This window comes from Maridesulfovibrio sp. (assembly GCF_963676065.1).
Classification (GTDB): domain Bacteria; phylum Desulfobacterota; class Desulfovibrionia; order Desulfovibrionales; family Desulfovibrionaceae; genus Maridesulfovibrio.
In genome coordinates this window covers 3660863-3676001 of the sequence record NZ_OY780933.1, presented here as the reverse complement: position 1 = coordinate 3676001, position 15139 = coordinate 3660863, and the positions used below count along the sequence as shown (strand labels likewise).

The following is a 15139-nucleotide window of genomic DNA, read 5'->3' as shown; positions in this document are numbered from 1 at the left end:
TCATCCATAAAAACCGGCGCTAAGCTTTGCTTTACATGCCGGTGAAGCCGTTGCTGAAATTCGTTAAAGGATGGGGCTGGGGAAGACAAATTTTATCTTCCCCAGCCGCCGGATTCATAACTTTTTTAGAACGGAGGCAGCAGGCTGTATCCGAGGAATCCTTTGGAGGAGTAGCGGATACCTACGTACAGAGCCAGTACTACGAAGAGGCGTTTGAGCCATACATCCGGGATGTACTTGGAAGTACGGGGGCCGATAAAGGAACCCACGAGGATACCGAGCAGTTCAACACCGATGAGCGGCCAGAATACAGGGGTATCTTTAACAACCATGTAGGTGAAGACGGAGGTGGTCATACCTACGAGTACAGCCAGTGCGGAAGTACCTGCAACCAGATACATGGGCAGACCGGCAACACTGGTCAGGAAGGGGACGAGGAGGAAACCGCCACCTACGCCGAGGAAGGAAGCAAGTGCTGCGATGATGAAACCGCCGACAACCGGGATGAGGGGGTTGAAGGAGAACTCAACACCGTAGAAGGTGAATATGCACTTGGTCGGGGAGAAGCTGATAACCTTAACACCGTTCGCTGCGGTATCAACCTTTCCGCCTTCTTTTTCGGTTTTGATGGAAGCTTCAAAAGCTTTAGCAGCTTCTTTAGCTTCTTTCTTGCCGGCCTGTCCTTTAGGAGTGGTTTCATAGAACAGGTAGCAACCAAGAGCGAGGACAAAAAGACCGAAGAAACCGATGTATGATTTCAGGGAGATTTTACCTGCTGTAAGCCAGGGAACGAGATAGGAACCGGCGATTGAACCTGCGGCGAGGGAAAGACCCAGCGGCAGAACGAGGCGGCCCATTTTGTAGTAGTTGAAAGAGGACATAGCCGCGGAAGTACCTACCAGCCACTGGTTGGACACACGGATGGAGTCGGTTACCAGCTTGTTCATAACCGGGGAGGTCTTTTTGAAGCTGGAAGCATAGTTACCGAAACCGTAAATGGTGATGTGACCAACACCGGCCATGATGCCGCCGAATGCGCCGACAGTAGAGAAAATCCAACCAACCCAGATGGCCCATACAAAGCCGATTATGAGGTTAACGCTGGGTCCGCCGGGAATTCCGAGGAAGCCGGGAGCGAGTTCTGTGTGGATCTGGCCGGCTTCTGCACCTTTAGGGGTGGCATTGATGGCGTCGGCAAGACGGTCTGCGAATGCCGGCTGAATGTAGGCAGCTACCGCCAGCAGCGCTACCGCCAGAATCAGTAGGCTCTTCCGTGATTTAAACATTGTTTGTCTCCTTGAGCGAAAGTTGTTTTTGCTGTGTACATCTTCTGCTTCCTACCGGATGTTGCAGCAACCGGGCCCTTTCAGAAGATATAAACAGCGTCTACCTTTATTGTTATTTATACCGGCTCCGGACAATATGGTGTTCGGAGCCGGATTTGTTCTTGCTTAGTTTTCTTTTTTGAAAATGATCAGCGGACAGTTTTTGCAGACATCCTGACCGGGGAAGCCGTCACCGGGCTTGGTGATGGAGGAGCTTGCCAATTCAATGCGGTCACAGAGTCTTTCAACTACAGACTTGAATTTCTTGCCGGGGATCATAACGTTGATTTCGCCGCGTTCGGTTTTACCGGCGTTGTAGCTGCCGGAGCAGGCCGGAACCATGTTGAATTCCTGCTCGTTGTAAGTATATACGCAACCCGCACAGGCAGAAGAGTTCATGGTTACATTGGGGCGCAGGGGGTGTGTGTCGGTGGCAGCAGCATAGTCAACAGCAAGGTGGTAAGCCTGCATGTTATCTACATAGAAATGAACAACATCCGGCTCGAAGATTCCATCAATGGAACCGAGGGGAGCAACTGCGATGCCGATCAGTCCTTCGGGCATGCGGGGTTTGCTGAGTACAAATTTTTTGGCCTGATCAAGGTCTTTAACGTATTTCGCATGGCCTTTGATTTCGCCTTCGTCCAGTTCTTTCCATGCGAATGCATATTTCGCATTGCCGCATCCGAGGCCGGAAACGTCAGAGTATACAGTCTGTCCTTTCATGCGTGCAGCGATTTCCCACTGGCAGAAAGTCATGGGCTTAATGGGAACGTGGAATTCTGCTTTTTCCTTGAAATCATCAACTGCCGCCTGGTCGAAAAAATATTTAACAGCTACTGGATAATGGTAGAGTCTCATTTCCCGCATCAGCAGTTCCTGCATTTCTTTGTAAGTCATAGCGTCTTCCTCACTTTCATCTTATTGGGTTTTAAAAGTTGTGTGTGATTCCCTGTTGATTGTTCAACTTAGCATTTTTTATTGAAATGTGAAAAAAGAAACAAACTTTTTTGAAATAAAGAAAAAAATAACTTTTTTTCACATTAAAGAACCCTAAAAACACTTCAAGTACACCTATTCTTTGTGATTAAAATCACAATCTTTTTATTTTATATAATTAAATTAATATTTTAAAAACTAATCTCGTAAATGATAATAAATCACTTAGAATCAATTTTAATTTTAGGGAAAGGAGATCGTGAGCTCGTTGTACTTCTTTTCACACGTCATGATTGCTGACTCCATGGGAAAAAATTTACAATTGCCGGTGAAGTAACGTAAGGTTGTGGTGGTTAAAAAAAGTGTAGCTGATGGCTTTTTATATAGGAGAAAAAATGACTAAGTATAAAATTCATCCCATTGTTATGGGGACCAAGCGATTCGATAAAGGTATGATGACTTACCAGCATGATTACGGTCAGCCTTATATCATTCCGATATACAGCTGGTATCTGGAAGGCGGAGATAAGAAGATTCTCGTTGATACCGGTGAAATGCAGCCGATTATTTCAGAAGATCGCGAGGCTGACTTAGGTGGTAAGATTTATACATTTGAGGATGGGCTGGCGAAATACGGACTGAAGCCTGAAGACATCGACATTGTAATCCATACCCATCTGCATAACGACCATTGCGAAAATGATTACAAATGCAGCAATGCGAAATTTTATGTTCATCGTGAAGAGTTGAACCACGTGCATGATCCCCATCCGCTCGATTTCCGCTATCTGGAAGATTACGTTGAGGATGTGGAGGATGCGGGGCAGGTTGTCGCACTCGACGGAGACTATGAAGTGGTTCCCGGCATAAGGATGATGCATACCCCGGCCCACACGCCGGGGGGCATGACCATATTAGTAGATACAGAGGGCGGTCTTGCTGCTATCACCGGGTTCTGCGTAATTATGGAAAACTTCAATCCTCCGCCGGAAGTTCGGGGTATGGAAATGGAAGTGATTCCTCCGGGTACTTCAGTCAATACTTATGATGCGTACAATATTATGCTCAAAGTACGAGATATGGCAGATATACTTATCCCGCTGCATGAACCTTCATTTGCAAAAGTGGATGTGGTTGAGGGGACTTAGTAAGTTTGGGATGAATGTTTTGTAGTATCCCTCTTCTCAAATCGAGAGAAGAGGGATACTATTAAGAATTATTTAGGCTACTTTGTTAAAATATTCTATAATATCAATTGATTTTCCTTTTGCAAGTGCGTCTTTAACCTCTTCTTGTGACATACCAATCTTTAGCGGTGCATCATTTGCTTTTACCTCAATGCGAAGTGCCCCGGCCTGTGTGCACGCTTCCTTCCATTCTTTAATTGCGTCATTTATGTCTTTTTGGACCTCCCCAAAATCTACCTTCTTAACTTCAGTGACAGCTTCTGAGATATCATTTACTGCCGCTGTCACATCATCTTCAAGCTGTTGCCATTCTTTAAGGATAGCCTTGAGATTATCCTCAATGGCTGTTGTCGAGGTTGCCAGTCTATTAAAGTTTTGTGCGATAATATGAAGTGTAGCTACGTCAGCTGTCACCTGATCCATCTGTTTTCCCTTAGACTCGATATTTGCCTTGTCTTCTTTTATCTTTGTTGCATCCAATGCAATGTATACGGTTGCAGCTGCAACAGCAGGTCCGCAAAATAACCAAGCCAAAGCACCTTCCGGGAAGGCTGCTATTGTGGCAATTGTACCTAGTGTAATTGCGGCAGCGTCTGCTATTCCCAAGGCCACAATTGATGCTGAAAGCGAATCAATATCTGAATTGAGATTATCAATCTCTTTTTTTAGATCATCAATCTTTTTTTGGTCTACTTTTTCATCTGCGGTTGCCTTGTCTGCAATGGTTTGAAGTTTACTTGCCATTTGAGGTATATTATCTCCAAAAGTTTTAACTTTTTTGACTGCTTGTGAAATAAAAGTGGTCACGATCTTGAGTTGGGCCTGGATTCCTTTGAGATCGTTATTCAGCATTTTAAGGGCAGTATTATCTTGGGGATTTTTGACAAGATTATTTGCCTGAGTGTTTGCATCATTTAGCAGCATGGTAATAATATCATTATAGCTCAGTGTTTCGTCAGGAATGCAGAGTAGTCTTGCCAGTACACTATTTGTCCAGTCAAGAGCGTAACAGCAGGCTTCTTTATATGAATCGGTAAAAGCTTTCCAATCTGCCGGATACTGATTGAGAGCTGGAAGTTTTGATTGCAGAATACTGCTGATAACCATATTTACGGCGACAACATTTTGTTTATAGGTTTTTTGAGATTGTGCCAGAGCGACAACATTACCGTTAATTGCTTGTGATAATTTCATCATTTAATCTCCTTTTAGCTATAAAATATGTGCTTAGTTATCCTTATTATATCTGATAGTATTTTATATTGTCAATCAGTACGACACTAACTGTAGCCAAGCACTCGAAGAGTTCATGTTCTTTAGCTGATGTTCTTATACTTCATTATGCTCAAAGTACGAGATATGGCAGATATACTTATCCCGCTGCATGAACCTTCATTTGCAAAAGTGGATGTGGTTGAGGGGACTTAAGTGCCTGCTGAATGGTTTTTGTAATTAAATTGTAACCTAATAATTTGCGCATAAATTATTTTCGGTTGTTTTGTTGCAGGCGAATCGGGCGCACTTATGCGTTTTTTTATGAATCCAGAAATTGAAAACGTTTGATGTTGTGATGTTTTTAAAGAGCAGCTGGTAATTTTCACTAAAATGACTTATTGAGAAGAACTCTAAATAAGTATGAGCGCCCACTGTCGTGCCGAGGGGGCCGGTTTCAATATTTATATGTTGTCTTGCAGCAACGGGCGGGTTGAATCCGGTACGGGTTTTAGCGCAGTGGTCGTTTATATAAATGTGTGGTTGCGGAAAGTTTGTGTGGCTTTCCGCCTATGTTGGTTTTTCTTATTGGAGGTGTTAGGTGAATTCATTAGTTATTGCCGGCCTTTGCTTTGTGGGTTACATCGTAGCCTATCATACGTACGGGAAATTTCTGGCAAAAAAGATTTTTCAGGTTGATGAGGGACTGGTATGTCCCAGTTGTGCGCTTGAGGACGGTAAGGACTTTGTCCCTACTAAAAAGGAAGTTCTTTTCGGACATCATTTTACTTCCATTGCCGGGCTCGGTCCCATTGTCGGACCTGCTATCGCTATTATCTGGGGTTGGGTTCCTGCTGTTCTCTGGGTCTTCTTCGGTGCCATCTTTATGGGAGCAGTACACGACTTCGGTTCTCTGGTCGTTAGTCTCCGTAATCAGGGCCGTTCTGTAGGGGATCTTGCTGCCGGGTTGCTTAACCACCGGGTGCGTTCCCTGTTCCTGATAATCATTTTTTTTGAGTTGTTGATCGTCATAGCCGTTTTTGCGCTGGTTATCGCTATCCTTTTTAATATGTACCCCGCAGCAGTCATTCCGGTCTGGAGTGAGGTCCCCATTGCTGTCGGTCTGGGCTGGCTTATGTACAAGAAGGGCGCCGATCATACTATCTGGTCCATTATAGCGTTGATCGCTATGTACGCTTTTGTGGTGGTAGGTGTTTACGTTCCATTCAAAATGCCCGCTATTGCCGGCATGAACCCCATTGTCGTCTGGACCGTGATCATGCTGATTTATGCATTTATCGCATCCATCCTCCCGGTTACCGCGCTGCTTCAACCTCGTGATTACATTAACGGACACCAGTTGTTCGTGGCTTTGATTCTGCTGGTTATCGGTGCCGTTGTGGCTCATCCGACATTTGTAGCTCCTGCTATTGATATGGCTCCTCAGGGCGCTCCGCCGATGCTGCCTTTTCTCTTTGTAATCATAGCCTGCGGAGCAATTTCCGGTTTTCATTCGCTGGTAAGTTCCGGTACTTCCGCCAAGCAGTGCGAAACAGAGCGTGATTCACGCATGATCGGTTACGGTTCCATGCTTATGGAAGCGGCTTTGTCCATCCTCGTTATCGTTTCTGTCGGTGCCGGATTGGGCATGGGGCTGCATACTTCCGACGGTCAATTGCTGACCGGGACCGCGGCCTTCACCACCCACTACGCATCATGGGCTTCTGCTGCCGGACTCGGCGCAAAGCTGGGTGCGTTTGTTGAAGGTTCTGCCAACCTGATGGCCAGCTACGGCATTCCCACCAATATCGCCCTTGCCGTAATGGGAGTCTTTCTGGTTAGTTTCGCGGCTACCACACTCGACAGTGCTACCCGTATTCAGCGCTACGTAGTAAGTGAGCTGGCGCAGGCTTATAAGATGCCTTCATTGTCCGGAGGTATTCCCGCAACCCTGATCGCGGTCGGTTCTGCCGCTGTACTCTGTTTTAACGGCGGTTTTTCCATCGGCGCACTCAAGAAAGGTGCGCTGGCTCTTTGGCCGTTGTTCGGTACCGTTAACCAGTTGCTGGCTGCTTTGGCCCTGTTGATAATTACCGTATACCTCGCCCGTAAGAAGGTTAAAGCCATCTACACCGGTATCCCTATGGTTTTCATGATTGCTATGACCGGTTGGGCAATGGTTTTCAATCTCCAGAAGTTTTATGCAGGTGAAAAATGGCTGCTTTTCGTGGTCGGTTTGATCGTGTTCATATTGGAAATTTGGATGATTGCCGAGACCTATCTGATTATGAGAAAGGTCTACGGCGGAGATGAAGGCACAGCTGGAGCAGCGGAAGGTGCTTAGCATATAGCTTCCTTTTATTAATTTTAAATGTGTGAATCCCCGGCAGCATGATGTTGCCGGGGATTTTTGTTGCGCATTGTACCTTTTGGGCAGAAAAGGATATGATTAGAATATGCGTGTTTTTTGTCAGCGATGCTTTAATTATAATATTTCTATTTTGAATTCCGAACTTGACACACCTGCCGCATTCCTTCATTTCTGCATCGCGGGCTAGACCGTTTTCCCAATATATTTTTGTCCCTGCTTGATTTTTTCATTAAATTCAACAGGCTAAATAAAATATTATATTTCAAACAAAAACAGAGACTATCCAGTATAATTATGAATGTAATGATCACCGGTGCGACAGGATTGATCGGTTCGCGTCTCGTCAGAATCCTGGCCGGGCAGGGGTTCCATATAAAAGCTTTGGTGCGCGATAAAATCAGGGCGGAGAAGCTTGTTACAGAACCCGTCGAGTTTATTTGCGGAGACCTTAGTAATGAAGCAGCGCTTGAAGAGGCTTTGAAGGATTGCAAATATCTTTTCCATCTGGCGGCTGATTACCGTCTCTGGGTTCCTGACCCGGAGGTGATGACGCAGACTAACGTGGAAGGAACCCGGCTGCTGATGCGTAAGGCCCTTGAAGCGGGAGTGGAACGTATTGTTTATACTTCGAGCGTATGTGTACTTGGATGCAATGCTGATGGAAGCCCCGTTGATGAAGATGCTTCCTCCACCGTGACGGATATGATCAGCCCGTACAAGAAATCCAAATTTCTGGCAGAAAAAGTTGTCATGGATATGGTTCGAGACGAAGGACTCCCTGCTGTAATTGTTAATCCGTCAACGCCTGTAGGACCGGGGGATTCCCGCCCGACTCCCACAGGAACCATGGTGCTGAATGCCGCCCGTGATGGAGGTCTGTTCTATGCCGATACCGGGCTTAATGTGGCCCATGTCGATGATATAGCGCAGGGGCATCTGCTGGCATTGAAGCACGGGAAGATCGGGCGCAGGTATATTCTCGGTGGCGATAATATTAGCCTCAAGGATTTGTTTATCATGACCGCACGGATGACCGGCAAGACCGGTCCTAAGTTTAAGGTTCCTCAAATATTGATGTTTTTTGCTGGATTTGTGGGTGAAATGTTTGCCCGGCTGGGATTGATGAAAAATCCGATCGCAACCTTGGATAGTGTACGTATGGCATCCAAGAAAATGTACTACAGCTCCGATAGGGCGGAAAAGGAGCTGGGCTATACGCATAGGCCTGCATCGGAAGCGGTTAAGGATGCGGTGCGTTGGTTTAAGGACCAGAATATGCTGAACTAAACCGTTGATTCCTCCAGATTTTTTTATACTCCCGGCAGCCGTTAGGTTGCCGGTTTTTTTTGTCTCAGTTCGGACGCTTACGGTTTAATTTTATGCGGCATAATCTGCATTTATCCGGTTCTTTGCTTGGCGTTAGCGGAACTTATTGGTAAAAGCGGAGGAGCTGGAAATAAGGAGAAGTCATGCGCGCAATATATTTTGAAGATGGAAAAATTGATGTTTTGCAAAAAGAGAAACCGCATCCGGTTGCCGGAGAAGCGTTGCTGAAAGTGCGACTGGCTGGAATCTGCAACACTGATATCGAGTTGCATAAAGGCTATTATGGATTTGCAGGCGTACCGGGGCATGAATTTGTGGCCGTGGTTGAGGCATGTCCGGATAGGCCGGAATTGGTCGGTAAGCGGGTGGTTGCGGATATAAATTGCCCTGTCGGTCCATATGACGGAGATCGCAGGCATGCACCGGGACGGACTGTGGTCGGGATAGTCAACCATGACGGCGCTTTTGCCGATTACCTTAAAGTTCCGGTGGATAATCTTTTTATAGTTGCTGATAATGTTTCGGACCGGGAAGCTGTTTTTGCCGAGCCCTTGGCCGCGGGGCTGGAAGTGAGCCAGCAGATTCACGTTACCGGCGATATGCGGGTTATGGTTCTGGGCGACGGTAAACTGGGTCTGCTCACGGCGCTTGCACTTAAAATTTATAATCCTCATGTCCTGTTGGTCGGTAAACATGAAGACAAGCTTGCTATTGCGGCAGCTCAGGGCGTGAAGACCCATCGCATTAGTGAGCCGGAAGAATTGACCTCTTTGGCCGGTCGGTGGGATAAATTTGATCTGGTTGTGGAAGCTACCGGCAGCGAAAACGGTATCGGTTATGCTCTTGAGTTTGTTCGTCCAGAGGGTACCGTGGTTGCTAAAACGACTTCCCACCTGCCAAGTTCCATCAATCTCGCCAAGCTGGTGGTGGATGAAATTTCAATTGTGGGTTCCCGTTGCGGTGATATCGGTCTTGCTGTGAACGTGCTTGAGCAGGGCATGATCGATGTAAGCGGGTTGATTGAAGCGGAATACGATTTTGATGATTTCAAGCAGGCATTTGAGCACTCCATGCGTCGTGGAGCCAAGAAAGTTTTGGTCCGAATGTAGCTGGAATTTTGTTGGACCTCTTTTTGCATTTGTCTCGAAAGTCCCTGTTTAGACCCGTCAAATATGAAAAATTGACATATTTTTGACCCCTCAACTTTCTTCAAGGATTGATTATGAAAGTTTACGTAGGAATGAGCGCAGATCTTGTCCATCCCGGCCATATGAATATTCTCAATATTGCAGCATCTTATGGAGATGTTACCGTTGGATTGCTGACCGATAAGGCTATCGCCGGCTATAAACGTCTCCCTTTTATGACATATGATCAGCGGGAAATGGTTATTAAGAATATCAAAGGGGTTTGCGAAGTAATCCCTCAACACACGCTTGATTACGTAGAAAACCTTGAAAAAGTGCGTCCTGATTATGTTGTCCACGGAGACGATTGGAAAACAGGGCCGCAAAAGCAGACTAGAGAACGGGTCATCTCCACAATCTCCCAGTGGGGCGGAAAGCTTATAGAACCTGCCTATACCGAGGGAATCAGCTCGACTCAGCTGAACGGGATGCTCAAGGAAATCGGTGTTTCACCCGTGACCCGGCAACAAAGATTGAAGCGCCTGCTGGAGAATAAGAAAATCGTACGGACCCTTGAAGCCCACAGCGGACTCAGCGGACTTATCGTTGAAAACGCGTCCGTCAAAAAAGACGGGCGGTCAGTGGAATTCGATGCTATCTGGGAAAGCAGCCTTACTGACTCAACAATGAAGGGCAAACCCGATATCGAAGCGGTTGATACCACTTCGCGTCTGCAGACAATCAACGAAATTTTTGAAGTTACCACAAAGCCCATGATTTATGATGGGGATACCGGGGGCAAACCGGAACATCTGGCTTTTACTGTCCGTTCCCTTGAGCGTTTGGGAGTTTCCGCCATTGTTATTGAAGATAAAGTAGGGCTGAAAAAAAATTCCCTCTTCGGTACCGAAGTAGAGCAGTATCAGGCTTCTATTGAAGATTTCTGCCACAAGATAGAAACCGGTAAAAAAAGTCAGGTCGGTAATGATTTTATGATTTTTGCCAGAATCGAGAGCCTGATTTTCAATAAACCCGTAGACGATGCGCTGGAAAGAGCCGCAGCATACCTTGATGCAGGGGCGGACGGTGTCATGATTCACACCAAGAATAAATCCGAAAAGGATATACTTGAATTCTGCCGCCGTTATCAGGATGCAGGGCATACAGCGCCCATTATAGCCGTTCCTTCCAGCTACAATAAAGTATACGAGGAACAGCTCATTGAAGCCGGGGTGAAGATTGTAATTTACGCTAACCACCTGCTGCGGGCCGCTTATCCGGCAATGATGGAAGTGGCTAAGGAAATTCTCCGTAATGAACGATCTTACGAGTGTAACGATACCTGCATGAGCATCAAGGAAATACTCGAACTTATACCCGGGACAAAATAATGATTGATCCCCTGTTCTTCCTTAAAAAGTGTAAGGATAACGGTTTCAGCACATTTTACGGCGTGCCGGATTCCACACTCAAGCATTTCTGCACAGCCGCAACGGATGATAAGGAACTGCATCATACCATATGCGTAAATGAAGGCTCGGCCATCGGCGCTGCCATAGGTTATCATCTGTCCACATCCAGGGTTCCGGTCGTGTACATGCAGAATTCCGGAATCGGTAATGCCGTTAATCCCTTAACTTCATTGGTGGCTAAGGAGATATATTCAATCCCGATGCTGTTGATCATTGGATGGAGGGGAGAGCCGGGAGTTAAGGATGAGCCGCAGCACAAATTTCAGGGCCGTATCACCCCGCACATGCTGGAAGGGCTCGAATTTCCGTATTCGATTATTGATAAAGATTCGGACATTGAGAGTGAAATGCATAGGGCGGACCTTTTTTTTAAGGAGCATGATGTTCCATATGCTCTGCTGGTGAAAAAAGGTGCTTTTTCAGAATATGTTTCCCGGTCTCCAGAGCGTGAGCAGTATCCGCTAAGCCGCCAAAGAGTGATAGAATGCCTGACTGAGGCGCAGCGCAATGACGATGTTATTGTTTCCACTACCGGAATGGCTTCAAGAGAGCTTTTTCATATCAGAAAAGAGAATAAGGCCTCTCATTCTACTGATTTTTTGACAGTGGGTGGCATGGGACATGCGTCCTCCATAGCGCTCGGAGTGGCGCTGGATTCGCCGCAAAAGCGGGTTGTCTGCCTTGATGGTGACGGTGCTTGCCTAATGCATCTAGGTTCCCTTGCGACGATAGGTTCCAGCGGGATAAATAATCTGCTTCATATTGTTATCAATAACGGGGAGCATGGTTCCACCGGCGGACAACCGACAGTTTCCCGGAAAATAAATTTGTGTGAAATTGCCAAGGCCTGCGGTTACCCCTCCGTTATTCGGATTACGAGCGAGGAAGAGCTGACCTCCGCTTTAGCACAAGCTGACGGGCTGTGTTTTCTGGAAGTTATGACTAATAATCATAAGTCAAAAGAGATCGGCAGACCGACCAACACTCCGCTGCAAAATAAAAAAATGTTTATGGGTAATTTCTAATGGTCGCTTTCTTCGGAGAAGGCGGTTTTGGGCTACTGCTGGATGAAATTAAAAAACAGCAATATCGAAAGATACTTGTTGTAACCGGGAGAAAATCTTTCGATAAATCCGGTATGAAGAAACAGCTCCTTGCTGAATTACATGATAGTGAACTGCATTTTTTTTCTGATTTTTCTCCCAACGTGAAATTTGAAGAAAGTGTTGCCGGCTGCCGGAAAGCTGAATCCCTGGGAATTGAAGCGGTTCTAGCCATCGGTGGCGGTAGCGTGATCGATATGGCAAAGATCATTTCCCTCATGCCGAAAGACAGTGCCGTGCTGAAAAAAATGATACTCGGCCGGGAGGAGATAACCGGAACTATGCCGCTTTATTGCGCTCCTACAACTTCCGGGTCCGGCAGTGAAGCCACCCATTTCGCTGTTATCTACATGGACGGCAAAAAATATTCGCTGGCGAGTCATTCTCTCCTGGCTGAATCTGTTGCAGTTGATCCGCGTCTTAGCTCTTCCATGCCGCCCTATCTTACCGCTTGCTCCGGGTTCGATGCCCTCAGTCAGGCCATAGAATCCTTCTGGGCCGCTGCGGCAACGGATAAGAGCAGGGAGTACGCTGCAAAGGCGATAGCACTTATCCTTCCAGCCCTAGAAAAAGCTGTGAACGATCCTTGCGCGCAGAGCAGGAACAGCATGGCTGAGGGCGCGTACTACGCGGGTAAAGCCATCAATATCAGCAAAACTACCGCTCCCCACGCATTTTCATATTATCTTACATCTGTTTTTAATCTTCCGCATGGACACGCGGTGGCTATTTTTACAGGCGTGTTTTTCAAGATCAACAGTGAGAAAATCCCACCGGAGCTGTACCGGATTATGGGTTGCCGCTCAGCTGATGAGTGCTGTGCTTTATGGTATGTAATGATGGACAGGTGCGGGCTGGAATACCGCATGAAAGGGCTTGGTATACCTGAATCTGAATGTGAAAAGATTGTTGATTCGGTTAATCTGGAAAGGTTGCGGAACAATCCAGTGAACCCCGGCAGGGAGTTTTTCATTCAGCATTTAAAAGAATTTTACGGGTCGTTCTGACTACTTTTTGAGAGTCATCAAGAGAAAGCCCTCCATCCGAATATACTCGGAAGGAGGGCTTTTTTATTCAATCTGCCAGCTAAGACGGCTAAATCTAGGCAAAAAGTTTAGCTGGCCTCTGATTTATTTTAGTTTGAAACGGGTTTTCCTATAAATCTTACTGTTGCCAGTACAGCGAGGATTCCCGCGGGCAGTACCAGCATTACAGGCATTCCAAGCCCTGCCGGAATATATCCGAAGACGATGGATATGATTGCAACCGGTACGGCGTAAAACAGCTGAGTTCTGGTGTGGTCGATGTGGTCACACGCGGAACCCATGGAAGACAGGATAGTTGTGTCCGAGATGGGGGAGCAGTGGTCACCGAAGATGGCACCGGTAAGAACCGCACCGATGTTCAGGATTACGTAGCCCTGTTCCGGTACCAGCGCGAAAGCCAGCGGGATACAGAGTGGCATGAGGATACCCATGGTTCCGTAAGATGTTCCTGTTGCGAAGGATATGATTGATCCCATTATGAAGATAATGGAGGGCAGCAGAAAGGTCGGGATGGTATCAGACAATACGCTTACCAGATAAGCAGCAGTTCCGAGCTCTTTGATGATTCCGGAAAGGGACCAGGCCAGCAGCAGGATTACAGCTGTGATGTTCAGGGATTTAACACCCTGTACCCATGTGGAGAGTGCTTCTTCCACGGACAGAATGCGTTTACCTATTGCAATTACCAGCGCCACAACACCGGCAATGAGTGCAGCCTGAAAGAGAACAACGGATGCATCGGAAGCACCGAATGCTTCACGGATAGCTAAAAAGCTAGTGGGAGCTTCTTCGAAGATCTTTTTCAACGCAGCATTGTCACCACCCATTATCCCGTTGTAGCCGTTGAAGTAAAACCCTAGAAATGCAGCAACAATCAGGGTGCCGATGGGAATAATTGCATACCAGATGCTGGGTGTGATATTTTCAGCAGGCTCAAGCTCAGTTGCTTCGTCGGCGACCATTGGTTTGGCCTTGTCATCAAGGAGCTTTCCGGTTGTGCGTGCGCGGTGTTCAGCTTTATACATAGGGCCGAATTCGCGCATGAACCAGATGGTTGCAATGATGAAAACCAGAATGAGAATATTATAAAAACGGTAAGGAATGGTTTCCACAAAAACGCCGTAGGCATTCATTGTGTAGCCGATACCTTCGAGACCATCCTGAATCAGGCCTACTTCGTAAGCTACCCAGGTTGAAATGAGGGCGATACCGGCTATGGGTGCGGCTGTGGCGTCAATAATGAAAGCCAGTTTTTCGCGTGAGACTTTCATTTTATCGGTTACAGGGCGCATGATCGGGCCGACAGTGAGTGAGTTGGCATAGTCATCAAAAAAGATGAATAGGCCGAGCAGCCATGTTACGAACTGGGAGCTTCTGGGGCTTTTGGCTTTTTTAGCCAAAGCGTCGGCAATAGCCTTGGCGCCGCCCATTTTAGAAATAAGAGCAATAAGACCGCCGATAGCAAGGCACTGGAGTACGATACCGGCATTCCACGGATCAGCCAAAGATCCGAGAATTTCGTTGGAAAGACGCAGGAATCCGCCGACGAATCCATTGTAGATGTCCATTCCTTTGGCTTCCAGCATAAACGCACCTGAAAAAACACCTATAAAAAGTGAAAGGACAACGTTTTTGGTAATGAAAGCCAGAATGATAGCCACCAGCGGCGGAATAAGTGTAAATAAACCGAATAGTTCAGCATTAACTGGCCCGAGGCTGGAGTCAGCCGCAAAGGCCGGCTGACAAAATAGTGTAAATGCCGTTATAAATAAAAATAGTCCACTCCATTTGCGCATATCAAATTTCCCCCTTGAAATATTTTGTGTCGCAAAAAATATGATCTGCTGAACTACTAAAATTTTGACATTAATGCAAACTTGATTTGGTATCTGGTTAATTTTCCTTGATAAAATTCTGAAATGACAGGGGTTAAGAGTATAAAAAGGGAAAAAAGTAACAAATAATGGCTTTTAAAATTTTATGGAAGTCGCGTTCTTATTTAGTTTCGGAGTAAAAAGTCCCATTGTACCC

General features: G+C 46.4%; 11 protein-coding genes. 7 read left to right on the top strand and 4 right to left on the bottom strand.

All coding sequences use genetic code 11. From position 1 onward, the window contains the following. Positions 1-125: 125 nt before the first annotated feature. On the bottom strand, positions 126-1286 hold the full coding sequence (locus ACKU35_RS16450) for a sulfite exporter TauE/SafE family protein (RefSeq protein WP_319760920.1): 1161 nt from the start codon (positions 1284-1286) through the stop codon (positions 126-128). A gap of 165 nt (positions 1287-1451) precedes the next feature. Continuing rightward, positions 1452-2225: a DUF169 domain-containing protein gene (locus ACKU35_RS16445; protein WP_319760918.1), complete on the bottom strand. Its 774-nt coding sequence runs from the start codon at positions 2223-2225 to the stop codon at positions 1452-1454. A 434-nt stretch (positions 2226-2659) separates the two neighbouring features. On the opposite strand from ACKU35_RS16445, the gene ACKU35_RS16440 reads away from it, so the two are divergent. Further along, complete coding sequence (locus ACKU35_RS16440; protein WP_319760917.1) at positions 2660-3412, top strand: N-acyl homoserine lactonase family protein; 753 nt, start codon at positions 2660-2662, stop codon at positions 3410-3412. 72 nt (positions 3413-3484) lie between these two features. Here the strand turns inward: ACKU35_RS16440 and ACKU35_RS16435 are convergent, their stop codons facing one another. After that, positions 3485-4648, bottom strand: coding sequence for a hypothetical protein (locus tag ACKU35_RS16435; protein ID WP_319760915.1), 1164 nt, complete (start codon positions 4646-4648; stop codon positions 3485-3487). 616 nt (positions 4649-5264) lie between these two features. On the opposite strand from ACKU35_RS16435, the gene ACKU35_RS16430 reads away from it, so the two are divergent. From ACKU35_RS16430 to ACKU35_RS16405, 6 genes are all read left to right on the top strand, one after another. Further along, complete coding sequence (locus ACKU35_RS16430; protein WP_319760914.1) at positions 5265-7007, top strand: carbon starvation protein A; 1743 nt, start codon at positions 5265-5267, stop codon at positions 7005-7007. Between the two features lie 321 nt (positions 7008-7328). Beyond that, positions 7329-8321, top strand: coding sequence for a hopanoid-associated sugar epimerase (hpnA, locus tag ACKU35_RS16425; RefSeq protein ID WP_319760912.1), 993 nt, complete (start codon positions 7329-7331; stop codon positions 8319-8321). Positions 8322-8503: 182 nt separating this feature from the next. Continuing rightward, a complete protein-coding gene (locus ACKU35_RS16420) occupies positions 8504-9469 on the top strand; it encodes an alcohol dehydrogenase catalytic domain-containing protein (RefSeq protein ID WP_319760911.1) in 966 nt (321 codons plus the stop codon). Between the two features lie 113 nt (positions 9470-9582). Further along, complete coding sequence (aepX, locus tag ACKU35_RS16415) at positions 9583-10878, top strand: phosphoenolpyruvate mutase (protein WP_319760910.1); 1296 nt, start codon at positions 9583-9585, stop codon at positions 10876-10878. Further along, positions 10878-11984: a phosphonopyruvate decarboxylase gene (aepY, locus tag ACKU35_RS16410; protein WP_319760909.1), complete on the top strand. Its 1107-nt coding sequence runs from the start codon at positions 10878-10880 to the stop codon at positions 11982-11984. Before aepX ends, aepY begins: the two co-directional genes overlap by 1 nt. Continuing rightward, positions 11984-13069, top strand: coding sequence for a phosphonoacetaldehyde reductase (locus ACKU35_RS16405; RefSeq protein ID WP_319760907.1), 1086 nt, complete (start codon positions 11984-11986; stop codon positions 13067-13069). Before aepY ends, ACKU35_RS16405 begins: the two co-directional genes overlap by 1 nt. Positions 13070-13197: 128 nt before the next feature. On the opposite strand, the gene ACKU35_RS16400 is transcribed toward ACKU35_RS16405, so the two are convergent. After that, positions 13198-14904 carry a Na+/H+ antiporter NhaC family protein gene (locus tag ACKU35_RS16400; protein ID WP_319760905.1) on the bottom strand — a complete coding sequence of 569 codons (1707 nt, stop codon included), beginning with the start codon at positions 14902-14904 and terminating at the stop codon, positions 13198-13200. Positions 14905-15139 lie beyond the last annotated feature (235 nt).